General features: G+C 66.9%; 23 protein-coding genes and 1 pseudogene. 16 read left to right on the forward strand and 8 right to left on the reverse strand.

Annotated elements, in window-relative coordinates; translation table 11 throughout:
• From ftsW to lpxC, 8 genes and pseudogenes are all read left to right on the forward strand, one after another.
• Positions 1–1,323 carry a putative lipid II flippase FtsW gene (ftsW, locus tag ACZK2R_RS03055; RefSeq protein ID WP_180838391.1) on the forward strand — a complete coding sequence of 441 codons (1,323 nt, stop codon included), beginning with the start codon at positions 1–3 and terminating at the stop codon, positions 1,321–1,323.
• A complete protein-coding gene (gene murG / locus ACZK2R_RS03060; protein ID WP_049461621.1) occupies positions 1,320–2,408 on the forward strand; it encodes an undecaprenyldiphospho-muramoylpentapeptide beta-N-acetylglucosaminyltransferase in 1,089 nt (362 codons plus the stop codon). Before ftsW ends, murG begins: the two co-directional genes overlap by 4 nt.
• 40 nt (positions 2,409–2,448) lie before the next feature.
• Positions 2,449–3,885 carry a UDP-N-acetylmuramate--L-alanine ligase gene (murC, locus tag ACZK2R_RS03065; RefSeq protein ID WP_012510048.1) on the forward strand — a complete coding sequence of 479 codons (1,437 nt, stop codon included), beginning with the start codon at positions 2,449–2,451 and terminating at the stop codon, positions 3,883–3,885.
• Positions 3,882–4,844 carry a D-alanine--D-alanine ligase gene (locus ACZK2R_RS03070; RefSeq protein ID WP_049399805.1) on the forward strand — a complete coding sequence of 321 codons (963 nt, stop codon included), beginning with the start codon at positions 3,882–3,884 and terminating at the stop codon, positions 4,842–4,844. Before murC ends, ACZK2R_RS03070 begins: the two co-directional genes overlap by 4 nt.
• Positions 4,841–5,518, forward strand: a pseudogene (locus tag ACZK2R_RS03075) (cell division protein FtsQ/DivIB); the annotation flags it as partial. The gene ACZK2R_RS03070 and the pseudogene ACZK2R_RS03075, both read left to right, overlap by 4 nt.
• Before the next feature lie 68 nt (positions 5,519–5,586).
• Positions 5,587–6,822: a cell division protein FtsA gene (gene ftsA, locus ACZK2R_RS03080; protein WP_005408083.1), complete on the forward strand. Its 1,236-nt coding sequence runs from the start codon at positions 5,587–5,589 to the stop codon at positions 6,820–6,822.
• A gap of 170 nt (positions 6,823–6,992) precedes the next feature.
• The gene (gene ftsZ / locus ACZK2R_RS03085; RefSeq protein WP_043397963.1) at positions 6,993–8,228 is read left to right on the forward strand and encodes a cell division protein FtsZ; all 1,236 of its coding nucleotides are present in this window, start codon (positions 6,993–6,995) and stop codon (positions 8,226–8,228) included.
• 205 nt (positions 8,229–8,433) lie between these two features.
• Positions 8,434–9,345 (forward strand): UDP-3-O-acyl-N-acetylglucosamine deacetylase, encoded by a 912-nt coding sequence (gene lpxC, locus ACZK2R_RS03090; protein ID WP_005408085.1) that lies wholly within the window; start codon positions 8,434–8,436, stop codon positions 9,343–9,345.
• Between the two features lie 282 nt (positions 9,346–9,627).
• Here lpxC and ACZK2R_RS03095 read toward each other — a convergent pair whose 3' ends face one another.
• Positions 9,628–10,077, reverse strand: coding sequence for a DciA family protein (locus ACZK2R_RS03095; protein ID WP_005408086.1), 450 nt, complete (start codon positions 10,075–10,077; stop codon positions 9,628–9,630).
• A gap of 12 nt (positions 10,078–10,089) precedes the next feature.
• Here ACZK2R_RS03095 and ACZK2R_RS03100 point away from each other — a divergent pair, with 12 nt between their 5' ends.
• The 3 genes from ACZK2R_RS03100 to ACZK2R_RS03110 all read left to right on the forward strand — a co-directional run bounded on the left by ACZK2R_RS03100 (position 10,090) and on the right by ACZK2R_RS03110 (position 15,151).
• Positions 10,090–11,046 carry a M23 family metallopeptidase gene (locus ACZK2R_RS03100; protein ID WP_107432410.1) on the forward strand — a complete coding sequence of 319 codons (957 nt, stop codon included), beginning with the start codon at positions 10,090–10,092 and terminating at the stop codon, positions 11,044–11,046.
• Positions 11,047–11,346: 300 nt separating this feature from the next.
• A complete protein-coding gene (secA, locus tag ACZK2R_RS03105) occupies positions 11,347–14,079 on the forward strand; it encodes a preprotein translocase subunit SecA (RefSeq protein WP_032129708.1) in 2,733 nt (910 codons plus the stop codon).
• Positions 14,080–14,194: 115 nt separating this feature from the next.
• Positions 14,195–15,151 carry a Nudix family hydrolase gene (locus tag ACZK2R_RS03110; protein WP_125895346.1) on the forward strand — a complete coding sequence of 319 codons (957 nt, stop codon included), beginning with the start codon at positions 14,195–14,197 and terminating at the stop codon, positions 15,149–15,151.
• An 87-nt stretch (positions 15,152–15,238) separates the two neighbouring features.
• Here the strand turns inward: ACZK2R_RS03110 and ACZK2R_RS03115 are convergent, their stop codons facing one another.
• Complete coding sequence (locus ACZK2R_RS03115; RefSeq protein WP_125895347.1) at positions 15,239–15,823, reverse strand: DUF4124 domain-containing protein; 585 nt, start codon at positions 15,821–15,823, stop codon at positions 15,239–15,241.
• A gap of 40 nt (positions 15,824–15,863) precedes the next feature.
• Positions 15,864–16,691: a methylenetetrahydrofolate reductase [NAD(P)H] gene (gene metF / locus ACZK2R_RS03120; RefSeq protein ID WP_049399801.1), complete on the reverse strand. Its 828-nt coding sequence runs from the start codon at positions 16,689–16,691 to the stop codon at positions 15,864–15,866.
• A 203-nt stretch (positions 16,692–16,894) separates the two neighbouring features.
• Here metF and ACZK2R_RS03125 point away from each other — a divergent pair, with 203 nt between their 5' ends.
• The 3 genes from ACZK2R_RS03125 to ACZK2R_RS03135 are packed head-to-tail and all read left to right on the forward strand — an operon-like array spanning position 16,895 to position 19,620.
• Positions 16,895–17,821 (forward strand): alpha/beta fold hydrolase, encoded by a 927-nt coding sequence (locus ACZK2R_RS03125; protein WP_125895348.1) that lies wholly within the window; start codon positions 16,895–16,897, stop codon positions 17,819–17,821.
• Positions 17,822–17,845: 24 nt separating this feature from the next.
• Positions 17,846–18,892 (forward strand): sensor histidine kinase, encoded by a 1,047-nt coding sequence (locus tag ACZK2R_RS03130; RefSeq protein WP_180838392.1) that lies wholly within the window; start codon positions 17,846–17,848, stop codon positions 18,890–18,892.
• Positions 18,889–19,620, forward strand: coding sequence for a LytR/AlgR family response regulator transcription factor (locus ACZK2R_RS03135; RefSeq protein WP_180838393.1), 732 nt, complete (start codon positions 18,889–18,891; stop codon positions 19,618–19,620). Before ACZK2R_RS03130 ends, ACZK2R_RS03135 begins: the two co-directional genes overlap by 4 nt.
• Before the next feature lie 47 nt (positions 19,621–19,667).
• On the opposite strand, the gene ACZK2R_RS03140 is transcribed toward ACZK2R_RS03135, so the two are convergent.
• From ACZK2R_RS03140 to ACZK2R_RS03150, 3 genes are read right to left on the reverse strand one after another with little or no spacing between them, the layout of a single operon-like run.
• Complete coding sequence (locus ACZK2R_RS03140; protein WP_180838394.1) at positions 19,668–20,960, reverse strand: sensor histidine kinase; 1,293 nt, start codon at positions 20,958–20,960, stop codon at positions 19,668–19,670.
• Positions 20,957–21,646 (reverse strand): response regulator transcription factor, encoded by a 690-nt coding sequence (locus ACZK2R_RS03145; protein ID WP_032129701.1) that lies wholly within the window; start codon positions 21,644–21,646, stop codon positions 20,957–20,959. Before ACZK2R_RS03145 ends, ACZK2R_RS03140 begins: the two co-directional genes overlap by 4 nt.
• A gap of 2 nt (positions 21,647–21,648) precedes the next feature.
• A complete protein-coding gene (locus ACZK2R_RS03150; protein WP_049399797.1) occupies positions 21,649–22,779 on the reverse strand; it encodes a type 1 glutamine amidotransferase domain-containing protein in 1,131 nt (376 codons plus the stop codon).
• A gap of 105 nt (positions 22,780–22,884) precedes the next feature.
• Here ACZK2R_RS03150 and ACZK2R_RS03155 point away from each other — a divergent pair, with 105 nt between their 5' ends.
• On the forward strand, positions 22,885–23,442 hold the full coding sequence (locus tag ACZK2R_RS03155) for a DUF3228 family protein (RefSeq protein ID WP_065722784.1): 558 nt from the start codon (positions 22,885–22,887) through the stop codon (positions 23,440–23,442).
• A 91-nt stretch (positions 23,443–23,533) separates the two neighbouring features.
• Positions 23,534–24,166: an energy transducer TonB gene (locus ACZK2R_RS03160; protein WP_175392800.1), complete on the forward strand. Its 633-nt coding sequence runs from the start codon at positions 23,534–23,536 to the stop codon at positions 24,164–24,166.
• Here the strand turns inward: ACZK2R_RS03160 and ACZK2R_RS03165 are convergent.
• Positions 24,163–24,666: a hypothetical protein gene (locus ACZK2R_RS03165; RefSeq protein WP_180838395.1), complete on the reverse strand. Its 504-nt coding sequence runs from the start codon at positions 24,664–24,666 to the stop codon at positions 24,163–24,165. The two genes, ACZK2R_RS03160 and ACZK2R_RS03165, sit on opposite strands and share 4 nt — an antisense overlap.
• Positions 24,666–25,139 (reverse strand): Cys-tRNA(Pro) deacylase, encoded by a 474-nt coding sequence (ybaK, locus tag ACZK2R_RS03170; RefSeq protein ID WP_049399794.1) that lies wholly within the window; start codon positions 25,137–25,139, stop codon positions 24,666–24,668. The genes ACZK2R_RS03165 and ybaK overlap by 1 nt, the downstream gene beginning before the upstream one ends.
• Between the last annotated feature and the right edge of the window lie 241 nt (positions 25,140–25,380).

A 25,380-nucleotide genomic window follows, 5' to 3' on the forward strand; every position in this document is an offset into this window, starting at 1 on the left:
ATGAACGACCTGTCCCGCCAGGCAACACGCCTTGAGGCCATCGAAGGCAGCTACGACAAGTGGCTGCTGGGCGCGATCATCGCGCTCACGGGCATCGGCGTGGTGATGGTGGCGTCCAGCTCGATCGCTCTGATGAGCAGCCCGTTCTACTACCTCAACCGCCACCTGATCTTCCTGGCGGTGGGTATCGTGCTGGCGGTCGTTGCCGCCCGCACTGAACTGAAGTCCATCGAGCAGTACAACCAGATGCTGCTGCTGGGCTGCTTCGTGCTGCTGCTGGCGGTGTTCGCACCGGGCCTGGGCAGCACGGTCAACGGCGCACGCCGCTGGATCAATCTGGGCATCTCCAAGTTCCAGACGGTGGAAGCGGTGAAGGTGCTCTATATCGTCTGGCTGTCCAGCTACCTGGTGCGCTTCCGCGACGAGGTCAACGCGACCTGGCCGGCGATGCTCAAGCCACTGGGCGTGGCCGGTGCGCTGGTGCTGTTGCTGCTGCTGCAGCCGGACTTCGGTTCCTCGACCCTGCTGCTGGCGATCACCGCCGGCATGCTGGTGCTGGGCGGTGTGAACATGCCGCGCATGTCGATGCCGGTGATCATCGGCCTGGTCGGCATGAGCGCGCTGGCGATCATCGAGCCGTACCGCATGCGCCGCATCACCTCCTTCCTCGACCCGTGGGCCGACCAGCAGGGCGACGGCTACCAGCTGTCCAACGCGCTGATGGCCGTGGGCCGCGGCGAGTGGACCGGCGTTGGCCTGGGCAACTCGGTGCAGAAGCTGTACTACCTGCCGGAAGCACATACCGACTTCATCTTCTCGGTTACTGCCGAGGAATTCGGTTTCCTCGGCACCTGCGTGATCGTGGCCCTGTACGCGCTGCTGGTCGGCCGCACCTTCTGGCTGGGCATGCGCTGCGTGGAAATGAAGCGCCACTTCTCCGGTTACATCGCCTTCGGCATCGGCCTGTGGATCAGCATGCAGACCTTCGTCTCGATCGGCGTGAACCTGGGCATCCTGCCGACCAAGGGCTTGACCCTGCCGCTGATCTCCTCCGGCGGTTCGTCGGTGCTGATGACCTGCGTGGCGATGGGCCTGCTGCTGCGCGTCTCCTATGAGCTCAAGCGCGCCGAGCGTCGCCAGGCCGTGCGCATCGGCGGTGGCGACGAGGCCGTGGCCGATGCACCCGTGGACGCGCCGGCCGCACCGGCTGCGGCCAGCGTGCCGATGAGCGCCGAGCCGACGGCTGCCGCTGCAGCGAACGCCACACGCGGTACCAGCCGCCTGCAGTCGCGCATCGAACCGACCTTCGGGAGGCTGTCATGAGCGCAGCCACCGATAACGTGCGCCCGGTGATGATCCTGGCCGGTGGCACCGGCGGTCACATCTTCCCCGGCCTGGCCGTGGCCCGCGTGCTGCGCGCGCGCGGCGTACCGGTCACCTGGATGGGCGCCGATGGTGCGATGGAAACCCGCCTGGTGCCGCAGCACGACATTCCGATCGACACGCTGGCCATCACCGGCCTGCGCGGCAAAGGCAAGCTGGCCCTGCTGGGCGCGCCGTGGCGGCTGATGCGCGCGCTGCGTGCCGCCGGCATGATCATCCGCAAGCGCCAGCCGCGTGCGGTGGTGGCCTTCGGTGGTTTCGCGTCCGGCCCGGGGGGCATGGCCACACGCCTGCACGGCCTGCCGCTGCTGGTGCACGAACAGAATCGCGCTCCCGGCATGACCAACCGCATCCTGTCGCGCTATGCGCGCCGGCTGCTGACCGGCTTCCCGGGCACCTTCGCCAAGGGCGAAGAGTTCGTCGGCAACCCGGTACGTGCGGAGATCGCCGCCATCGCACCGCCGGAACAGCGTTTCGCTGACCGCCAGGGTCCGCTGCGCGTGCTGGTGGTCGGTGGCAGCCAGGGCGCGCGTGCGCTCAACACCGGCGTGCCGCAGGCGATTGCTGCGCTGGGCACGAGTGTGCCGGTGCAGGTTCGCCACCAGAGCGGCGAAAAGCTGCATGCCGAAGCGGTCGAGGCATATGCCAAGGCCGGCGTGCAGGCTGAAATCACGCCGTTCATCGCCGACATGGCCGAGGCCTTTGCCTGGGCCGATCTGGTGGTGTGCCGTGCGGGCGCTTCCACTCTGGCCGAGCTGTGCGCGGTGGGTGTCGGCAGCGTGCTGGTGCCATTCCCCGCCGCCGTCGACGATCACCAGACCCGCAACGCGGAGTACCTGGTCGAGCGCGGCGCGGCGGTTTTGCTGAAGCAGGACGGAACGCTGGCTGACGGCATTGCCGCACTGCTGCGCGATCTGTCCGAAAATCCCGCCCGTCGCATGCAGATGGCGCAAGCCGCGCGTGCCCTGGCCAAGGTCGATGCCGCCGAGCGCATCGCCGATATCATTCTTGAGGAAGCCGTATGAAGAAGGCATGCCACCGCGCCTGCCCTGCGCGAGGCCGCGCATGATCCGTCGCCTGCACGACACCAACGACCTGGTGCGCGCGTTCCCGCGCGTGCATTTCGTCGGCATCGGCGGCACCGGCATGAGCGGTATCGCCGAAGTGATGCTGACGCTGGGCTATGAGGTGTCCGGCTCGGACAACGCCGACAACGTGGCGACCCGTCGCCTGGCCAGCCTGGGTGCGCGCATCATGCGCGGCCACTCCGCAGCCAACGTGCTGGGCACCGACTGCGTGGTGGTCTCCAGTGCCATCCGCGAAGACAACCCGGAACTGATGGAAGCGCGCAGCCAGCGTATTCCGATCATGCCGCGTGCGGCGATGCTGGCCGAGCTGATGCGCTTCCGCCGCGGCATCGCCGTGGCCGGTACCCATGGCAAGACCACCACCACCAGCCTCACCGCTGCGGTGCTGAGCGAAGGCGGCCTGGACCCGACGTTCGTGATCGGTGGCCAGTTGCTGGCTGCCGGCGCCAACGCCAAGCTGGGCGGTGGACAGTGGCTGGTGGCCGAGGCCGACGAAAGCGATGGCAGCTTCCTGCGCCTGAACCCGCTGATGTCGATCATCACCAACATTGACGCCGATCACCTGGAGAACTACGGCAACGACTTTGCCCGCGTGCAGGCGGCGTTCGCCGAGTTCCTGCAGCGCCTGCCGTTCTACGGCCTGGCGGTGCTGTGCATCGACGATCCAGAAGTCGCGGCTCTGGCTGCCAAGACCCCGCGCCACGTGATGAGCTACGGCATGAGCCCGCAGGCCGACGTGCGCGCCGAGAACGTGGTGCAGGAAGGCTCGCGCATGCGCTTCACCCTGCGCCTGCCGCAGGGCACCAGCCAGGAAGTGGTGCTGGCGCTGCCGGGCAAGCACAACGTACTCAACGCGCTGGCCGCCGCTGCGGTGGGCTGGCAGCTGGGCGTGGCACCGGACGCGATCGCGCGTGCACTGGAAGGCTTCGCCGGTGTCGGCCGTCGCTTCAACGATCTGGGCGAAGTGACCACCGCCAGCGGCGCCAAGGTCCGCATCATCGACGACTACGGTCATCACCCGAGCGAGCTGGAAGCGGTGTTCGCCGCCGCCCGTGGTGGCTGGGCCGACAAGCGCCTGGTGGTGGCCTTCCAGCCGCACCGCTACAGCCGTACCCGCGACCAGTTCGACAAGTTCGCCGCGGTGCTGTCCAGCGTCGATGCACTGGTGCTGAGCGAGGTCTACCCGGCCGGCGAGGAACCGATTGCCGGTGCCGATTCGCATGCGCTGGCCCGCGCCATCCGCGCGCGCGGCCGCAGCGAACCGGTGGTGGTGGGCAAGGCCGCCGAGCTGGCCAGCGTGCTGCCGGACGTGCTGCAGGACGGTGACCTGCTGCTGATGATGGGTGCCGGCGACATCGGTGCCGTGGCCACCCATATCGCGGTGGAAGGCTTCAAGGGGGAGGGCGAGGCGTGAGCGCGCTGACCTTCCCGCCGCTGCGCGTGACCGACCCGGCCGTGTTCGGCCGCGTCGCCGTGCTGCTCGGCGGCAGCTCCAGCGAACGCGAGGTGTCGCTGGACTCCGGCCGCAACGTACTGGAAGCGCTGCAGTCGCGCGGCGTCGATGCGTTCGCGGTGGATGGCATTCCGGCGCTGGCGAAGGCGCTCGCCGCCGGTGGCATCGATCGCGTGTTCAACATCCTGCATGGCCACAACGGTGGCGGTGAGGACGGCATCGTACAGGGCCTGATGGACGCCTTCGGCGTGCCGTACACCGGCTCGAACGTGCTGGGCTCGGCGCTGAGCATGGACAAGATCCGCACCAAGCAGGTGTGGCTGTCGCTGGGCCTGCCCACCCCGCAGTACCGGAAGGTGGACGCGACCACGGTGCATGCACTGGCAGCCGAACTGGGCCTGCCGGTAGTGGTGAAGCCGGCCAACGAAGGCTCCAGCGTGGGCATCAGCCGGGTCACCGATGACGCCGGCCTGGACGAAGCGGTGGCCCTGGCCGCGCGCTACGACGGCCAGCTGCTGATGGAACAGATGGTGGTCGGCGACGAACTGACCGTGGCCATCCTCGGCGATGTCGCGCTGCCGTCGATCCGCATCGTGCCCAAGGGCCAGTGGTACGACTACAACGCCAAGTACATCGCCGAGGACACCCAGTACCTGTGCCCAGGCCTGGACGGTGACGACGAAGAGGAAATCCGCCGCATCGCGCTGGCCGCGTTCCGTGCCGCTGGCTGCCGTGGCTGGGGCCGCGTGGACGTGATGCGCGATCGCAGCAGCGGCCGCTTCTTCCTGCTGGAAGTGAACACCGCGCCGGGCATGACCAGCCATTCGCTGGTGCCCAAGGCCGCAGGCCAGGCCGGCATCAGCTTCGAAGAGCTGGTGTGGCGCGTGCTGGAACAGACCCTGGAGGCCTCGCACGCATGAACGCGGTGCTGCGCATCTTCGTCTGGCTGTTGGCGCTGTCGGTGGTTGCACTGCCGGTGGTGGCCGTGGTCAATGGCTGGGTCGGCGCCGAGCGCTGGCCGCTGGCGAAGCTGCGCGTGCATGGTGAGTTCAAGCGGGTGCCGGCCGAGCAGTTGCAGCAGGTGCTGCTGCCGTACGCGCACGCGGGCTTCTTCGCGGTCAAGCTGCAGGACGCGCAGGACGCCTTGGAACAGCTGCCGTGGGTGGAAAGCGCGCAGGTGCGCAAGCAGTGGCCGGACGTGCTGGAAGTGACCCTGGTCGAGCACAAGCCGTTCGCGCGCTGGGGCAACGACCGCCTGGTTTCCGAGCAGGGCAAGCTGTTCCCCACGCCGAAGAAGCTGGCCGATCTGGCGCTGCCCGAACTGGATGGCCCCGACAGCCAGACCGAAGAAGTGATGAAGCTGTACAGCGACTCGCGTGCATTGTTCGCACCGGCCGGCGTCGACGTGCGCCGGGTGACGATGGATGCGCGCGGCAGCTGGTCGCTGGTGCTGAGCAACGGTACCGAAGTGGTGGTCGGCCGCGACGACGCGCGCTCGCGCATGCAGCGCTTCGTCAAGGTGCTGCCGCAGCTCAACCGTCAGGACGCGCCGATCGAGCGCGCCGACCTCCGTTACACCAATGGTTTCACGCTGAGCTGGGGTACCCCGGCCACGCCGGCGAAAACGCCGGCGACCCCAGCCAGCAGGACGCAGGAAAGGACATGAATCGCAAGGGTGACAAATCGCTGATCGTTGGCCTGGACATCGGCACCTCCAAGGTGGTGGCGCTGGTGGGCGAGTACTCGCCGGGCAACCCGATCGAAGTGATCGGCATCGGCTCGCACGAGTCGCGCGGGCTCAAGCGTGGCGTGGTGGTGGACATCGAATCGACCGTGCAGTCGATCCAGCGCGCGGTGGAAGAAGCCGAGCTGATGGCCGGCTGCGAGATCCGCTCGGTGTATGCCTCGATCTCCGGCAACCACGTGCAGTGCAAGAATTCGCCCGGCATCGTGCCGATCCGCGACGGCGAAGTGACCTGGGGCGACCTGGATCGCGTGCTCGATGCGGCCAAGGCCGTGGCGATTCCGGCCGACCAGAAGATCCTGCACGCGATCCCGCGCGAGTACGTCCTGGACGATTCGCAGGAAGGCATCCGCAACCCGGTCGGCATGACCGGCGTGCGCCTGGAAGTGCATGCCCACCTGGTGGTGTGCGCGCAGTCGGCTGCGGCCAACATCAGCAAATGCGTCCAGCGCTGCGGCCTGCAGGTGGACGACCTGGTGCTGTCCTCGCTGGCCTCCAGCGTGGCGGTGCTGACCGCTGACGAGCGCGAGCTGGGCGTGGTGCTGGTCGACATGGGCGCCGGCACCACCGATATCGCGGTGTTCGTGCAGGGCGCGATCTGCCACACGGCTTCGCTGCCGATCGCTGGTGACCACGTCACCAATGACATCGCGCACATGCTGCGCACGCCGACCCCGGAAGCCGAGCAGATCAAGGTGCGCTATGCCTGCGCCCTGGCCCAGCTGGCCACCGCCGAGGAAAGCATCCAGGTGCCGTCGGTGGGCGACCGCCCGCCGCGCCGCATGCCGCGCCATTCGCTGGCGCAGGCCGTGCAGGGCCGCTACGAGGAAATCTTCGAGATGGTGCAGGCCGAACTGCGCCGCTCCGGCTTCGAGGAACTGGTGCGCGCCGGCATGGTGCTGACCGGTGGCGCTTCGAAGATGGAAGGCGTGGTCGAACTGGCCGAGGAAATGCTGCAGATGCCGGTTCGCGTGGGCATCCCGCAACACGTCACCGGCCTGGGCGAAGTGGTGGGCAACCCGGTGCATGCCACCGGCGTGGGCCTGCTGCTGATGGGCAGCCAGATCGAGCACCCGCGGCGGCCGTCGCTGCCGACCGGGCGCGCTGGAAGCATGTTCAAGAAACTCAAGACCTGGTTCCGCGGCGAGTTCTGACGCGGAACCCGTAACACCGGGCATCGCCCGGGCGCAGCACCCGCAGTACCCGTAGCACAACGCAACACCGGCAACACACAACCCACACAGCCGCAACGTCGGCATGCAGCAGGACGGCAGGACGCCCGAATGCCCATGCCAGCCAAAGCGGATACAACGAGGACACGGACATGGCGCATTTTGAACTGATCGAAAAGATGGCACCCAATGCGGTGATCAAGGTGGTTGGCGTGGGCGGCGGCGGCGGCAATGCCGTGGCGCACATGGTCAACTCGGCGGTGGACGGCGTGGAATTCATCACCGCCAACACCGACTCGCAGGCCATCAAGAATTGCGGTGCCAAGCTGCAGCTGCAGCTGGGTACCAACGTGACCAAGGGCCTGGGCGCAGGCGCGAACCCGGAAGTCGGCCGTCAGGCCGCGCTGGAAGACCGTGAGCGCATCATGGACGCCCTGCAGGGTGCGGACATGGTGTTCATCACCGCCGGCATGGGCGGTGGTACCGGCACCGGCGCTGCGCCGGTGGTGGCACAGCTGGCCAAGGAAATGGGCATCCTGACCGTGGCCGTGGTCACCAAGCCGTTCCCGTTCGAAGGCCGTCGCCGCATGCAGGTGGCGCTGAAGGGCATCGAGGAACTGAGCCAGCACTGCGACTCGCTGATCACCATCCCGAACGAGAAGCTGATCACCGTGCTGGGTCGCAACGCGACCATGATCCAAGCCTTCCGTGCCGCCAACGACGTGCTGCAGGGCGCCGTGCAGGGCATCGCCGACCTGATCGTGCGTCCGGGCCTGATCAACGTCGACTTCGCCGATGTGCGCACCGTCATGTCCGAAATGGGCCTGGCGATGATGGGTACCGGCACCGCCCGTGGTGATGACCGCGCCCAGGCCGCGGCCGAAGCCGCGATCCAGAACCCGCTGCTGGACGATGTGAACCTGGCCGGTGCCAACGGCATCCTGGTCAACATCACCGCCGGCGCCGACTTCACCATGGCCGAGTTCGACGAGATCGGCCGCACCATCGACGGCTTCGCTTCCGAGGACGCCACCGTGGTGGTCGGTACCGTGCTGGATCCGGACATGCAGGACGAAGTGCGCGTGACCGTGGTCGCTACCGGCCTGAACCGCGTGTCGGCCAGCAAGACCCAGCGTCCGGGCGAGCGTGCGCCGATCAAGCTGGTCCGCAATGCCACCACCGGCCAGCCGGAATTCGGTGACTTCGACAACGGCGGCGACGCCGTGTCCAAGGCCGTGGGCGGCATGGGTCTGGGCCTGCGTCGCGCCAGCAGCGATACCGCGGCAGCCTCCGCTCCTTCGGCCCCGGCCGCTTCGGCCCCGGCGGCGGCGGAACTGCCGAACGATTACCTGGACATCCCGGCGTTCCTGCGCCGCCAGGCGGACTAAGCGGGGCGCCCGGGGCTTGTCCTCCCCGGGTTGCGCCACCATGTCCTGAAAACGCGGGCGCCGGGCCAGGATGGGTCCGGCTGCCCTGCTTCACGCGCGTCCCCGCGGCGTGCCGGTGCGTCCTGCCGGCAGCCTTCACTGGCGTTTCAGCCAGGGTAGGGGAGGGCGCGTGTTAATCTAATGTGTCACTTCCGGCCCATCCCCCATGATCCAGCAACGCACCCTCAAGAACACGATCCGCGCCACCGGCGTTGGCCTGCACAGCGGTGACAAGGTCTACATGACCCTGCGCCCGGCACCGGTCAACCATGGGATCGTGTTCCGTCGCGTGGATCTGGACCCGGTGGTGGAAGTGCCGGCCAAGGCCGAACTGGTCACCGAAGTGACCCTGTGCACCGGCCTGACCTGCAACGACGCCAAGATCCAGACCGTCGAACACCTGATGTCGGCGCTGGCCGGCCTGGGTGTGGACAACATCATCGTCGAACTGTCCTCGGCCGAGCTGCCGATCATGGACGGTTCGGCCGGCCCGTTCGTGTTCCTGCTGCAGTCGGCGGGCATCGTGGAACAGGACGCGCCCAAGCGCTTCATCCGCGTGCTGAAGACCGTGGAAGTGACCGAGGGCGACAAGGTGGCCCGCTTCAGCCCGTACGAGGGCTACAAGCTGGGCTTCACCATCCAGTTCGATCACCCGATGATCCCGGCCAAGCAGTCGCGCCAGGAAATCGAGTTCTCGACGCTGGCCTACACCAAGGAAATCTCCCGCGCGCGCACCTTCGGTTTCATGCGCGACCTGGAATACATGCGCGAGCGCAACCTGGGCCTGGGCGGTTCGATGGACAACGCCATCGTGCTGGACGAGTTCCGCGTGCTCAACGAAGACGGCCTGCGCTACGCCGACGAGTTCGTGCGCCACAAGATCCTCGACGCGATCGGCGACCTCTATCTGGCCGGTGGCCAGGTGCTGGGTGCCTACGAAGGCTTCAAGTCCGGTCACGCCCTCAACAACAAGCTGGTGCGGGCGCTGATGGCCGACGCCACCGCCTGGGAATGGGTCAGCTTCGACTCGCCGGCCACCCCGGACCCGGTGGAATATGCCACTCCGGCTTACGCTTGATTCCTGTAGATCGTTGAATTGAAAGACAAAAACGCCGCCTTCCAGGGCGGCGTTGTCGTTTCAGGCGTGTCCGGCGCATTCAGCATGCTTGACGCGAGTCAAGGCCGGTTCGAGGTCACGGTTTTGTGAACCTGTTGGATCGGAAGCCTGAATTTAACGCGGTTTTAACAACAATCTAACGACAGGCCCCCGGATGGCAGCTAGGATGCGACCCGGCCCCCGAATTGTTTCACGCCGTGGTGACACGCGCGACGGGGAGCGGAGCCGGATGCTCCGTTGTCGTCAGGACCGCTTCTTCGGCTTCGAAGGAACGTCCTGCAGGCAAGCCAAGGCGTCGCGTAGCCCTTTGTGCGTGGCGGCTGAAACTGCGTGGGGTCCATTCCGGTTGTCGAGCGCTGGGGAGCGCGTGGGAGTGGGAGACGCAGTCTTGATGGTCACCCTGGTGGCCTTCAGCCCGATGGAACGGGCCGCGTCGAGCAACTGGGCTTCGGCAAGCCGCAACTTGGCATGCCAGACCGGGGACTCGACGAGAAAAACGAGGTGTTCCCCGTCCACATTGGCCAGCCGGCAACGGCTGCGCAGAGGTGGCGGCAACTGGGGGCGCAACTGACGGTCCAGCGCGTCGAGCCACAAGGCACGCCGCAGCGGGTTCCCGCTTTTGTCCGCCATCACCGCATCCAGCGCCGGCTTCGGCACTGACGCGGGGCGAACGCTGGATTTCGGCTCAGACATGAAAACTCACTGATGGCATTCAAAAAGATCGTAATCAAAACGCGTGAAGGACAGGCCAAAGCGTCGCCGATCGCGCGTTTGCGGTTCTATTTCGAGGACCGCCCCCGCGCCCTGCTGGGCAGCGTGCTCGGGGTAGGCTGCATTATCGGCCTTGCCGGCGGCATTGGCGCCAGCGCGCTGAATGATTCCCGCCTGCAGGCCAAGGTCGAGCGCCAGGATGCAGAGCTGGCCAAGGTCAAGCGCGATGCGCAGACCCAGGTCAACGCGCTGGCGGCCCGCCTCGGCGAGCTGCAGGCCCAGGCCACCCGCCTCAACGCCCTCGGCGAACGGCTGACCCAGATGGGCAAGCTGGAAGACGGCGAGTTCGACTTCAACGAGACCCCCGGTCTCGGTGACGGCGACGCCGGCGGCCCGACCAGCGACATCCCGGTCAAGGACGTCAACGCCGACTTACAGGTGCTGGAGCAGCGCTTCGCTGCTTCAGGCCGCCAGTTGTCGGTGATGGAATCGCTGATGTTCGACCACCAGCTGCAGCAGAACGCCGTGCCGTCGCGCATGCCGATCCGCAACAGCTACGTGACCTCCGGTTTCGGCACCCGTGCCGACCCGTTCGGCCGCGGTGCCGCCACCCACAAGGGCATGGACTTCCACGCCAGGGTCGGTGACCCGGTGATGGCCGTGGCCGAAGGCGTGGTCAGCTTCTCCGGCGTGAAGGGCGGCTACGGTAACGTGGTCGACGTCGACCACGGTAACGGCTACGTCACCCGCTACGCGCACAATTCGCGCCTGGTGGTGAAGGTCGGCGACCTGGTGCGTGCCGGGCAGGAAGTGGCCAAGGCCGGTTCCACCGGTCGTTCGACCGGCGCCCACGTGCACTTCGAGGTGTGGGAGAACGGCAACGTGGTCAACCCGCGCAAGTTCCTCGGCGACGGCGGCAACACGCCGGTCGGCCGCGTCAGCCGCGGCTGATGCCCGGGTCGGATCCCTTCCGCGCCGCGGAAGGGCCCTGGCCCGATTCCGTTGATCTGGTAGTGCCGGCCGCTGGCCGGCAACCTCATGATCTTCGGCAGCATCGCGTACCCGGCCAGCGGCCGGCACTACCGGGAATGTTCGGATGCCATTGCCGCCAAAGGGTTGAAACCCCTTGCGGCCGTCCCAAGCTACAATGGGTGTTGCCATCGACAGGGCGCCAGGCGCCCTGTTTCGTTTGCGGCGGACGGATCCCAAGGGGGAGGCCGGGCGTCGTGTCCATCCAACCCGGTTCCTTCAATGATCAACAGCCTGCTTACCCGCGTATTTGGCAGTCGTAACGAACGACAGCTGCGCCAGCTCAACCGCATCGTCGCCAAGATCAATGCGCTGGAGCCGGAGATCGAGAAGCTTTCCGACGAGCAGCTTCAGGCCAAGACGCCGGAGTTCAAGCAGCGCATCGCCGACGGTGAAGCCCTGGACAAGGTGCTGCCGGAAGCGTTCGCGGTCTGCCGCGAAGCCGGTCGCCGCGTGCTGGGCATGCGCCACTACGACGTGCAGCTGATCGGCGGCATGGTGCTTCACCTGGGCAAGATCGCAGAAATGCGCACCGGTGAAGGCAAGACCCTGGTGGCGACCCTGCCGGTGTACCTCAACGCGCTGGAAGGCAAGGGCGTGCACGTGGTCACCGTGAACGACTACCTGGCCCGCCGCGACGCCGCGCAGATGGGCAAGCTGTACAACTGGCTGGGCCTGAGCGTGGGCGTGGTGTACCCGGGCATGCCGCACAGCGACAAGCGCGAAGCCTATGCCTCGGACATCACCTACGGCACCAACAACGAATTCGGCTTCGACTACCTGCGCGACAACATGGCGCTGTCCAAGGCCGACCGCTACCAGCGCGGCCTGCACTACGCCATCGTCGACGAAGTCGACTCCATCCTGATCGACGAAGCGCGTACCCCGCTGATCATCTCCGGACCGGCCGACGATTCCCCGGAGCTGTACATCCGCGTCAACCGCGTCGTACCGAACCTGGTCAAGCAGGAAGCGGAAGACGGCGAAGGCGACTTCTGGGTCGATGAGAAGGGCAAGCAGGTGCACCTGTCCGAAGCGGGCATGGAGCACGCCGAGCAGCTGCTGGTCGAGGCCGGCATCCTCGACGGCGAGACCGAAGGCCTGTACGCGCCGCAGAACCTGACCGTGGTCCACCACCTGAACGCCGCGCTGCGCGCGCACGCGATCTACCAGCGTGACGTGGACTACATCGTGCGCGATGGCGAAGTGGTCATCGTCGATGAGTTCACCGGCCGCACCCTGTCCGGTCGCCGCTGGTCCGATGGCCTGCACCAGGCGGTGGAAGCGAAGGAAGGCGTGCCGGTCCAGCGCGAGAACCAGACGCTGGCGAGCATCACCTTCCAGAACCTGTTCCGCATGTACAAGAAGCTGTCCGGCATGACCGGTACGGCCGATACCGAAGCCTTCGAGTTCCAGAGCATCTACGGCCTGGAAGTGGTGGTGATCCCGACCAACCGCCCGACCATCCGCAAGGACAGCCCGGACCAGGTGTTCCTGAACCGCAAGGGCAAGTTCAATGCGGTGCTGGCCGACATCGAAGAGTGCGCCAAGCGTGGCCAGCCGGTGCTGGTGGGTACCACCTCGATCGAAACCTCGGAAATGCTGTCCGAGCACCTGCGCAAGGCCGGCGTGAAGCACGAAGTGCTCAACGCCAAGCAGCATGACCGCGAAGCGACCATCGTCGCCAATGCCGGTCGTCCGGCCGCGGTCACCATCGCCACCAACATGGCCGGTCGTGGTACCGACATCGTGCTGGGCGGTTCGCTGGAAGCGGAAATCCACGAGCTGGGCGAAGGCGCGACCGACGAACAGAAGGCCGCGGTCAAGGCCGATTGGCAGAAGCGCCACGAGGCCGTCAAGGCTGCCGGCGGCCTGCACATCGTCGGCACCGAGCGCCACGAATCGCGCCGTATCGACAACCAGCTGCGTGGCCGTTCGGGCCGCCAGGGTGACCCGGGTTCGTCCCGCTTCTACCTGTCGCTGGAAGACAACCTGATGCGCATCTTCGCCTCCGACTGGGTGCAGAAGGCCATGCGCATGATGGGCATGAAGGAAGACGACGTCATCGAGGACCGCCTGGTCAGCCGCCAGATCGAGAAGGCGCAGCGCAAGGTCGAGGCCCACAACTTCGACATCCGCAAGAACCTGCTGGACTTCGACGACGTCAACAACGACCAGCGCAAGGTGATCTACGCACAGCGCGATGAACTGCTGGACGCCGAGTCGGTGAAGGACAACGTCGACGGCATCCGCGACGACGTGATCTTCGACGTGGTGGCCCGCTTCGTGCCGCCGAACTCGATCGACGAGCAGTGGGACCTGCGTGGCCTGGAAGCGACCCTGGAGTCGGACTTCGGCCTGCAGATGTCGCTGACCGACCTGGTCAAGTCGCACGAAGAGCTGGACGCCGAAGCCATCGCTGCCAAGGTGCAGGAGCGCGTCAACCAGCACTTTGCCGAGAAGGAAGCCGGTGTCGGTGAGGAAACCATGCGCGCGCTGGAGAAGCACGTGATGCTGACCGTGCTGGACCAGAGCTGGAAGGAGCACCTGGCGCGCATGGACTACCTGCGCCAGGGCATCTACCTGCGTGGTTACGCGCAGAAGCAGCCGAAGCAGGAATACAAGAAGGAAGCCTTCGAGCTGTTCTCGGACATGCTGGAGAACGTCAAGCGCGAAGTGGTGACCCTGCTGTCGCGCGTGCGCATCCGCAGCGACGAGGAAGTGCAGGCGCTGGAAGCGGCCGAACGCCAGCAGGCCGAAGCGCGCCTGAGCCAGTCGCAGTTCCAGCACCAGGACGTGGGCGGCTACAGCGCCGACGAGGAAGCCGCGCAGGTGCAGGCTGCCCAGCAGGGCATTGCACAGGCGCAGCGCGATGAGCCGAAGATCGGCCGCAACGATCCATGCCCGTGCGGCAGTGGCAAGAAGTACAAGCACTGCCACGGCCAGCTGAGCTGACCCCGAAAAGCCCCGCGAAAGCGGGGCTCTCTTTTTTCATGGCGGCTGTTTCGCGGGGCTGATCCGGCCCGATCCGAGATTGCGCGGGCCGCCCTGTTCTGGGCATGCTTCCCCCATGGCTCCCCCCACCCGATCGATCCACGTCGTGGCCGCCGTCATCACCGACGCCCGTGGCCGCGTGCTGCTCAACCGTCGTACCGAGAACCGCGACATGGCCGGCCTGTGGGAGTTCCCCGGCGGCAAGCGCGAATCCGGCGAGACCTCCGAGCAGGCGTTGGTTCGCGAGCTGCGCGAGGAACTGGGCATCGAAGCCGATGTCGGCGAATGGCTGATGGATGTGCCGCAGCGCTACCCGGACAAGCACCTGACCCTGGAAGTGCGCCACGTGCGCAGCTGGAAGGGGACGCCACGTGGCCGCGAGGGCCAGGCCATTACCTGGGTAGCGCCGGATAAACTGGGTCGCTATTCGATGCCACCGGCCGATCTGCCGGTGGTGGCCGCGCTGCGCCAGCCCGACAGCTACCTGATCACCCCGGCGCCGGCCGATGATGAGGGCGGCATGCAGCATTGGCATGAACAGCTGCAGCGCGCGGTGGACGCGGGCCAGCAGCGCATCCAGCTGCGGTTGCCGACGGCGCATCCGCAGCGCCAGGCGATGGTCGAACAGGCCGTGCGCGCGCATCGTCGCAGCGGGGTGCAGTGGCTGCTCAACCGCGATATCGAACGCGCGCGCGTACTGGGCGTTGGGGTGCACCTGGGCAGCGAGCAGCTGCTGGAGCTGTCGCAGCGTCCGCTGCCCGAAGGCCAGCTGGTGGCCGCGTCCTGCCATGACCTGCAGCAGCTGCAGGCCGCACAGCGGTTGGGCTGCGACTTCGCCGTGCTGGGCCCGGTGCAGGCCACGGCCAGCCATCCGGATGCCGTGCCGCTGGGCTGGAACGCGTTCGCCGAGCTGCGCGCGCAGGTGTCACTGCCAATCTACGCCCTGGGCGGCATGGGCCGCGGTCACATCGCCGAAGCGCGTCGCCATGGTGGGCAGGGCATCGCCGCCATCCGCACGCTGTGGCCGGAGTAAAGCTGCTTCGCTCGCCGGGCATGGCCCGGCGCTACCGTGTGGGATGGAGGCAGTAGATCCACGCCATGCGTGGATGGATGCTCGCGATCACAGCGTGATCCAGAAACACCCGTATTGCCGTCGCAACCCCAGCACCGTCGAAGCGCGCGACGCGCTGCCGGGCAGGGTCTGCTCCAGGCGCAGGCCGATGGGATGCCGCGCCACAGAGGCCACAGGGTCGGATCCCAACGCGGCAGGGCTCTGATCCTCATCCTGCGATTGCGGCAGCGCCTGTGACGGATACACCGGCACCACGTCCACCAGGGGCCGCCGCGCCAACGATTCCAGCTGGCCGAGGATGCGCTGCGCGCCCGCATCGGAAACCGCGCCCCACAGATACAGTGAGGACAGCCGATTCACATCGTTGCTGACGATGCCGACGCGCAGCGCGTCCACCAGTTCACTCAGCCGCCGCGGGCAGCGTGCCCCCAGGGTGTCGCGCTGCAGGGTATTGCCGGCGGGCGCAGGCGGTGGCAACCGCGACCGCGCGCCCAGGCTGTCGCAGGGCCGGTCGGTGTAGACGCTTTGGCCCTGGGCATCGGTGCAGCGGTTCAGGCGTGTGGACTGTGCGTGGGCGACGCTCGACAGCACGCACAGCGGCAGCAGCAACAGCAGGAAGGAAAGCCGGATCATCCTCGCAGGGTAGCGCCGATCACGCTTGCGCGCCGTGCTTTCAGCCCTGCAGCAGCTTCAGCACCGAAGTGGTCGGCTTGGCCAGGTTCAAGGTGTAGAAGTGCAGGCCGGGTGCGCCGCCTTCGATCAGGCGCTGGCACAGCTTGGCCACCACTTCAGTGCCGAATGCACGCACCGACTCTGCATCATCGCCATAGGCCTGCATCTTGCGGCTGATCCAGCGCGGGATCTCCGCACCGCACTGTTCGGAGAAGCGGCGCAGCTGGCTGAAGTTGGCGATCGGCATGATGCCGGGCGTGATCGGTACCTGCACGCCCAGCCGCCGCACTTCGTCGACGAAATGGAAGTAGGCATCGGGGTTGAAGAAGTACTGGGTGATCGCCGCATCGGCACCGGCGTCGATCTTGGCCTTGAAATGCTTCAGGTCGGCCAGTGCGTCGGAAGCCTGCGGGTGCGTTTCGGGGTACGCGCCCACTTCGATATGGAACGCATCACCGTGCTCGGCGCGGATGAAGTCGATCAGTTCGGCGGCATAGCGCATGTCACCGGGGAAACCCATGCCCGACGGCAGATCGCCGCGCAGCGCGACCAGGCGGCGGCAGCCGATGGCGCGGTACAGCTTGAGCAACTCGCGGATTTCCTGACGGGTGCCGCCGACGCAGGACAGATGCGGTGCGGCATCGAAGCCATGGTGCTGGTTGAGGTGGCGCACGGTCTCGGAGGTATAGCTCAGGGTCGAGCCACCGGCGCCGAAGGTACACGACACGTACTCGGGACCGTAGTCCTTCAGCCTGGCCGCGGCACGGTCCAGCTGGCTGCGCTGTTCGTCGGTCTTGGGCGGATAGAACTCGAAGCTGATGGCGGTCATGGCACGGGCGGCAGCGGCGGGTGCGGATCAGTATATCGCTTCATCAAGATGGATGTTGTCAATTTCTGCGGGCGAACATCGTCAGCCGCCTGCGACCGTTCGCCCCGGCGATCGGCCGCTGCTCCGAAATCGCCCCCCGGGTGCCGTGGCCGGCGGCACGCTGAGCCCATTCCGGCACCACCCACCTGACGAAGGAGCAGACGATGAAGATCTTCCTGGCACTCTGGTATGCAATGAAGGCCCTGGCCCGGCTGGCGATGATCGGCATGGCGATGGCCGTGCTCGGCTCCGGCTCGGCGCACGCCGCCAGCGCCCCGGCGGCGGGCAAGGTGCAGGTCGAGGTGGTCGGCAAGGGCCGCCCGCTGCTGATGATTCCCGGCCTCAACAGCAGCGCCGAGGTGTGGCGCGAGACCTGCCTGGCCCTGAAGGATGTGCAGTGCCATCTGGTGCAGCTGCCCGGCTTTGCCGGTGCGCTCGCGGCCGATCCGCGCCCGGTCGAGTTCCTGCCGGCGATGCGCGGGCAGCTGCTGGCCTACCTGCATGACCAGCATCTGGGGCCGGTGGTGGTGGTTGGCCACAGCCTCGGTGGCCTGCTGGGCCTGCAGATGGCGCAGGCCGAGCCGAAGGCGGTCAGCGCGCTGGTGGTGGTTGACGCCCTGCCATTCCTGCCGGCCGCGCGTGACCCGAAGGCCACCGCTGACAGCGTGCGGCCGGTGGTCGACCAGCTGCGCAAGGGCATGCTGGCCGCCGACGCCGCGCAATGGCAGGCGCAGTTGAAGGCGGGCCTGCCGGGGATGACCCGCGATACTCAGCGCCAGGCCGAACTGGGCCGCTGGGGCGAAGACAGCGATCGCCAGACCACGGCCGATGCCATGCATGCGGTGATGACCACTGACCTGCGTGACAGCATTGCCTCGATCACCGCACCGACGCTGGTGCTGGGCAGCTGGGCCGGCTACCAGCCGATGGGTGGCACCGAGGACGGCACCCGGGCGGTGTTCCAGTCGCAGTACGCGAAACTGCAGGGCGTACAGATCGCGATGAGCGCGCAGGGTTTCCACTTCCTGATGTGGGATGATCCGCGCTGGTTGCAGGAACAGGTGCAGGCCTTCCTCGACCGCCACCACTGAGTTTCAACACGCCTCGGAATGGACATGCCGGATTCCTCCTCGACGGTACGCTTCTGGCTGCTCAATGCGCTGGTATGGGCGCTCTATGGCGTTGCCGGAATCGGCCTGCGCCAAGCCTATTTCAGCGATGCCGGAAGCGCAGGCGTGTTGATCACGCTGGGCCTGGCGTTGGCCCTGTTCGGATGCAGCGGTGCCATCCGCGCGCTGGCGCTGCGTGCAGACTGGTGGGCGCGCGGAACGGCCGGGCTGTTGCTGCGGCTGGCGCTGTCGGTGGCATTGGGCGCGGCAGTGGCGCAGCTGCTGGTGAACATCGCGCTGCACTCGGCGCTGGCCTGGAACTGGGTGAGCCTGGGGCGGCAGACGGCCGACTTCAGCTCCAAGGCGCTGCTGCTCTACTGGTACACCACTGCGGTGATGCTGGCCCTGTGGGCAGCGCTTTGGGCAAGCCTGCACAGCCTGCGCCGGATACGCGGGGCGGAACTGGCCCGCCTGCGCGCCGAAGCCGAGCGCAGTGCGCTGGAACGCGATGCGCTGCGTGCACGGCTCAACCCGCACTTCATGTTCAATGCGCTGAACAACCTGCGCGCGCTGATCCTGGAAGATCCTGAGCGTGCGCGCGACATGGTCACCCGTCTGTCGCGCACGCTGCGCCAGGCGCTGGCGCACAACCGCAGCGAGCAGGTCACGCTGGCCGAGGAACTGGCGGTGGTGGACGACTACCTGGCCATCGAGGCGGTCCATTTTGAACAGCGCCTGCAGGTGCGGCAGCAGATCGATGCCGATGCCATGCAGGCGCAGCTGCCTGCGATGGCGTTGCAGCTGCTGGTGGAGAACGCGATCAAGCACGGCATCGCCAGCCGCCCCGGCGGCGGCGAGGTGCAGATCCGTGCCACGCTGGACAATGACGTGCTGCGCCTGCAGGTGGACAATCCGCTGGGCAGCGCCAACGAGCCCACCCACGGGCATGGCGTCGGCCTGGCCTACCTGCGTGCGCAGCTCGGTACGCAAGGTCGTTTCACCCTGCAGCCGGTCGGCGACCGCATGCAGGCCCTGCTGGAGATTCCGCAATGAATGGCGTGCTGCGCGTGTTGATCGTTGATGATGCGCGGCTGGCGCGGCAGGAGCTGCGCACGCTGTTGTCGGCGCTGCCGTGGGTGCAGTGCGTGGGCGAGGCCGACGATGTGCCGGCCGCGCGCGAGGCGATCGCCACACTGGCGCCGGACCTGGTGCTGCTGGATGTGCAGATGCCCTCCGGCAGCGGCTTCGATGTGCTGGATGGACTGGAGACGGTGCCGGCGGTGGTGTTCGTTACCGCTTATGACACCTATGCGGTACGCGCATTCCAGGCCAACGCGCTGGACTATCTGGTCAAGCCGGTGGAGGCACCGCGCCTGCTGGAAGCACTGGAGCGGGCGCGCGAGCGCGACGTGGTGGCGAGCGGCGCGCCGGAACTGCGAAGCACGCTGGGTGCGCAGGACCAGGTGTTCGTGCGCGAGGGCGAACGCTGCTGGTTCGTCGCGGTCTCGGAGATCCGCCGGCTGGTGGTGGATGGCAACTACACGCGGCTGTGGTTCCGCGACCAGAACGCCCTGTTGACCCGCAGCCTGAGCGCGCTGGAAGCACGCCTGCCGCCGGATCTGTTCTTCCGTGCCAACCGCAACACGCTGGTCAACCTGCGCCGCATCCGAGGCGTGACGCCCAGCATCGCTGATGGTTATGACCTGGCGCTGGATGACGGCAGCGAGGTGGAGGTGTCGCGGCGGCAGGCGCGTGAACTGCGCGAGCGGATGGCGTTGTAGCTGCCGCTACAGCTCGGCACTGACCGGGCTGGACCGCCGGAGGCGCTTCATGCCTCGGCTGGCTGCCCCCTCAAGCGGGCCATCACCCCGCCACCGCCGTGCTGGATGACCAGTTCGAGCCCGTAGTGGCTGCACAGTCGCCGCATGATATCCAGGCCCAGGCCGTTGCCCTCGCTGCCATCACGCTTGTCGAATGGCCGCGGCTCGGGCCAGTTGCCAAGGAAGGGTGAAGCACCTGCCGTGTTGTGCACCAGCAGCTGAGCGTCCTGCCATGCAATCAGGACCTGGCCCTGCGCGGTATGCGCGAACGCATTGCCGACCAGATTGGCCAGGACTACGCGCAGGGCCGCCTCGGGCGCGCGCAGCGTGGCCCCGTCGGGCACGGTCAGCTGTACCTCGACCGGCCGTGCAGCCAGCAACGGAGACTGCTCGATGATCACCCGTTCCAGCAGCGGCACAAGTTTGACCGGCGGAGCGCCGTGGCTGGCGGTTTCCTCGCGAGCCAGCGCCAGCAGCGCCGCAATGGCCTGCTGCAGCTGCAGTGCCGAAAGACGGATATGCTGCACATGCTGGCGGCCACGCTCGGACAGGCCCGACTCGCTGGCCAACTGGCCTGCCGCACTGGAGATAACGCTCAAGGGTGTGCGCAGTTCGTGGCTGGCATCGCGCGTGAACGCGTGTTCGCGGGCAACGAAGGCAGCGACGCGTGCGGACAATCCATCCAGGGCGCGCGCGAGCACGCCAATCTCGTCATCGTCGAAACGTGCTGCCAGGCGCACGCCGGGGCCTGGTTCCGGCTGCAGCGCTTCAACCTCCTCGACCAGCGCATAGAGCGAGCCTGTGCTGCGATGGGCGAGCCAGATGCCGAGGAAGATCGCCGCGATCAGGACCAGCAGTGCTGTGCCAGCAAGCAGCATTACGACCCGATCGCGGATCGGCCGGACCACCAGTTGCGCACTGACCTCCGACACAAGCCAAGCAGGGCGGGCGCCGGCCGGGGGATCGATCCGCTTGAGATGGTAGTGCCGACCATCGACGCCCGCGAACTCCGAGCGCCACGGTTCCTTTGCGAACTCGCTGCGCAGATCGTCGGGGAAGGTAGAGGGTGAACGATGCAGCTGGATTGCGGCATCGGCAGGTGTACGCCAGTCCCCTTCGAGCGCGTGCCGGGCGAGCTGAGCCCGTGCTTCACGGTCCAGTTGGGCGTTGAAGATGCTGTCTTCCACCACATACATGAACACCAGCGAGTAGGTGCCGAACACCATGGCGGTGAACAGCGCGAAGGCTGTGAATGTGATCAGCAGTCGACGGCGCAGGTGCTGGGTGGGCCGCGGTTTCATGGCGAAGCTTCCAGACGGAAGCCGACACCGTGGACGGTGCGCAGCATCTCGCCTTCGAACGGCCTGTCCAGTACCTGCCGCAACAGGTACAGATGCGAGCGCAGCGGATCGGAAGGAGGTGCTTCATCCCCCCACAGGCGTTGAACGAGCTCGCTGCGGGTGACGGTTCGCGGCCAGGCCTCGGCCAGTACGAGCAGGATGCGCTGCGGAACCTGTGCCAGCTCCAGCAGCAATCCCGCGCGCCAGGCCTGGCCGCTGCGGCGGTCGATGCTCAGCGGCCCAATCTGCAGGAGGTTCGGTTGACCCACGCGATGGCGGCGGGCGAGGGCGAGACAGCGGGCGAGCAGCTCGGCATCGTCGAAGGGCTTGACCAGATAGTCATCCGCGCCCGCAGCGAAGCCCTGCAGCTTGTCGTCGATCGCATCGCGTGCGGTCAGCATCAGGATGGGGACGTGCCGATCACTGCACTCGCGCAACCGACGGCAGACCGTCGTACCATCGGTGCCCGGCAACCCGATATCGAGCAGCAGCACATCCGGCGGTGACGCCAGCGCCAACTGCAGCCCGACGTGTCCGCCAGCGGCGAAATCGACCAGATGGCCATGCGCCTGCAGCATGTCGATGATGGCCGAGGCCAGCGGCAGGTTGTCTTCAATCAACAGCAGGCGCAGGCGCTCGGCGTCCATGGTCAGGGCTGCATGCGGGCCAGGAGAGCGTTAGCTTCGTCCAGACCGGGCTGCTTTTCCAGCACAGCCAGTACCTGCGAACGGGCCAGATCGGTCCGGCCCAGGCGCCAGTGCGCTTCTGCCATCGCGACCTGCAGCCTCGGCTCGTCCATATGCGGGCTGGCCAGCTGCATGATGGACAGCGCGTCGGCGGTTGCAGTGGCGTCCTTTGCTGCTTTCAGCTGGTAGAAACCCAGCATGCCGATCAGCTCGACGTGATGGTCGGACGGGCGCTGCGCCAGTATCTGCGCCGCCTGACCATCACGCTGCTGCAGGTGCTGCTCCACCAGCGCCATGCTGCGCTCATCGCGCCATGCCTGGCGTGCCAGTGGCACACGCCCGCTGGCGCGCACGAAGGCGTCAGCCAGTGCGGCGGTCGAGAACGGGTTCTGACCGGTCAGCAGGCGTCCATCGACTACGACCTTGGGCATCATCAGCGGTGCCTCCTGCCAGCGTGCGCCCAGCTCGCGCATGCGCGGTTCAAGCTGGAACGCGAATTCCTTCGCCCAACGTTTGCCGAACAGTGCTTCTTCCTCTTCCGTGAATCCGGTCATGGCGCGGCCTTCCACCATGGCCCGGCCATCGGGAAGGCGAACACCCGCCAGTGCGGCCGGACCATGGCATACCGCCGCGACCAGTCCTCCCTGCTGCCAGATTCCGGCAATCGTGGCATGCAGGGCCTTGTCGGCCGGAAGGTCGAACATGGCACCCTTGCCGCCGATCACCAGGACGCCCTGGTAGTCGCTGGCACGCAGTTGTGCAGTGGGCACGGTCGCGGCAAGCTTGCCCATGGCCTGGGAATCGGCAAGGACAGCTGCGTTGAAGGCCTCGGAGGGGTTGTACTTGTCAGCCTCGACGGCGCCGCCACGCGGACTTGCCACGTCGATGTCGAAGCCGTTCTGCTTGAGGATGAGCCAGGCCTGGGCGAATTCGTCCATCTCGAAGCCCGGACGGGTCTTCCCTTGGTCCCGGCCTTCGCTGCTGACGACGAGCAGCACGCGCGATGGTGCGGCAGATGCGGAAGATGGGGCCATGGCAGGGAGGAGAAGGACGGCCAGCAGGCCGGACAGCAGGGGGGAGCGGAAGCGGTTCATGCAGGACTCTCCGGGAGATGTGCGCGCACTGTGGCCGGCAAATGTGAAGCAGACTTCAAGCGCATCGACGGTTACCCTGAGGGCCAGTTCCCGTTCGTGCATGCCATGTCCATCGTCCTCACCGACTTCGCCCGTCCCCGCCTGTTCCCGCGCGTGCCGCGCGGCAACACCATCCAGGATTGCACTGCCGAGCAGTTCGAGGCACACCTCAATGCGCACGCGCCGCTGAAGGTGCTCGATGGCTACGCCCCGTTCTGCAAGCTGTTCGTCTACGAGAACTGGACCAGCACTCGTTGCCTGACGGTGCCGGTCACCGACGCCAACCGCCACCAGCTGCGCAGCGGCTACGAAGCGCGCAACCGCGAGGAACTGCCGGTACTGGTGCGCTGGTTCGAGGGGGTGGAGTCGCCGCGCGCGAACTATCTGGTGGTGATCCTGTACAGCGCCGGGCAGCTGGCGAAGGAGGGTTCACCGATCGAGGCCGACTGGGGCATCGTCGGCTGTATCTACACCGCCGAACCCGAAGAGGTACCGATGGCGCCGATCACCATGATGCGCAATGCACTGGGCGTGGAGGAGGGCGGTTCCGGTGTGCCGCTGGATCGCGAGGCTTACCAGCGCTCCGTCGCGTTCTGGGAGAACAACGCCAACTGGCGGCCGTGAGCCCACGCTGCGGCCGGACAGTCGGCATGTGAACAGGGAAGATTGCAGCGGGACGCTACCATGGCGGTGGATCAACGCAGGGAGCACAGGGATGGATGTTCGCAGTTGGATGCCGTTCGCATGGGTCGCCGCAGGCCTGCTGGCCGCGTGTGAGGGCTCTGCAGCAAAATACGATGCAGGCGCTGCCTGTGGTGCTTTGTCCGACGTGACGCCGATCCGCGATGCCGGCGTGGGTTCACTGCAGGCGCAGGCAACGTCGGGGCGCTGCACGTTCCATGTGGAAGCGGATGACGCTGCAGCGCTTTCGCGTCAGCAGTCGTTGCTGCAGAGCGTGTCGGCGATCGCCTGTAGTGCGCCAGCCACCACCCGGCCTTCGCAAGGGGCTGCAGGCTTCGACCTGCAGATGCCTGCACGTTGCCCACTCTCTTCCAGCACGCCCTTGATTGCCCGGGAAGGAGGCTGGCACCAGCGGCGACTTTCGTCGGTCCCGACGTATCCTGCGGCCGCCATGCGCGAGGCCCAGCAGGGAGGTGTCGAGCTGATGCTGCTGCTGGATGCGCAGGGCAAGACCCAGGCGATCATCCTGTCCCGATCCAGCGGCTACCCGCTGCTCGATGCGGCGGCGCTCAAGCACGCGCGTGATTGGCGTTACGAGCGTGAAGCGGCAGGCAAGGCACCAAGCATGAGCCTGATACGCGGCACGGTCACGTTCAAGCTCAACTAAGGCGTCTGCAGGGCGGGCTCGGGCTTCCACTCCCACCAGCGATAGTGGTACTCGCGCTCGGTCGCGCTCCATTGCTGCGCGCAGCAGGTGCACGTCAGCCGGTAGCATTCGCCCCAGCCGTCCTCCGCTTCGCCCCGTGCACGCAGCTGCACGTGACCTTGTTCCAGCAGCGGCTCGGGGCTGAAGAACACATAGGATGGGTAGAGCGCGCACAGGCAGCCTTCGCGTGCCTGCCAGTAGCGCAGCCGTTGCAGGGCCGCCTTCAGGTGCACCTGGTTGCTGATCAGCATGCCGCCAAGGGCGATGCCTTGGCAGCTGCGTTCGATCGTATCCACATGCGCGACCAGCGCGTCCAACGATGAGGCGCTGAACAGCCGAGCGACCGTACGCGTGGCATCGTTGATGCGCGTTGCATCGCGCGACAACAGGTCCTGCAGCAGCACATCGGCCTGTGCATCGTCGAGCCGGGGTATCGGTGCTGCAGACCACGGCCAGCGCATCAGCGTGACTTGCCGATGGCAGCGTAGTGGCCGGCAGTCAGCCGCAGCAGGTCGGCTGGTGCCAGTTCCACTTCCAGGCCGCGGCGACCGGCGCTGACATGCAGCGCGGGCAATGCCTGCGCGCTGGCGTCCAGGAAGGTGCGCAGGCGCTTCTTCTGCCCGAGTGGGCTGATGCCACCGACCAGGTAACCGGTCGCGCGCTGTGCGGCATCGGCCGCGGCCATTTCGCACTTCTTGCAGCCGGCCGCTTCGGCCAGCGCCTTCAGGTCCAGCTGGCCGGCCACCGGCACGATCGCTACCAGCAGTTCATGGGTCTCGGTGCTGGCCAGCAGGGTCTTGAACACCTGGGCCGGGTCGAGGCCGAGCTTGTCGACGGCTTCGCCGCCATAGGATTCGGCGTGAGCATCGTGCACGTAGCTGCGCACGGTGTGGGCGATCTTCTCGCGCTTGAGCAGGTTGATGGCCGGAGTCATGGGGGCATCCTAGCGCGGGGCAGGGGTGTTGCCTTGACCGAGGCTATTGTTCCCGCTCCGGTGGGGAACATCCATGCACGGCGTGGATCTACTGTGGGTTGGCTGGGGGATATCCACGCATGGCGCGGATCTACTGGGGCCGGACGATCAGTAGATCCACGCCATGCGTGGATACGTGGTGTACGGCCACACGCGAATGCAGAACGGGCGCCCGAAGGCGCCCGTTCCGTGTGTTGCATGC

Source organism: Stenotrophomonas sp. 96582_Sma, assembly GCF_056480905.1.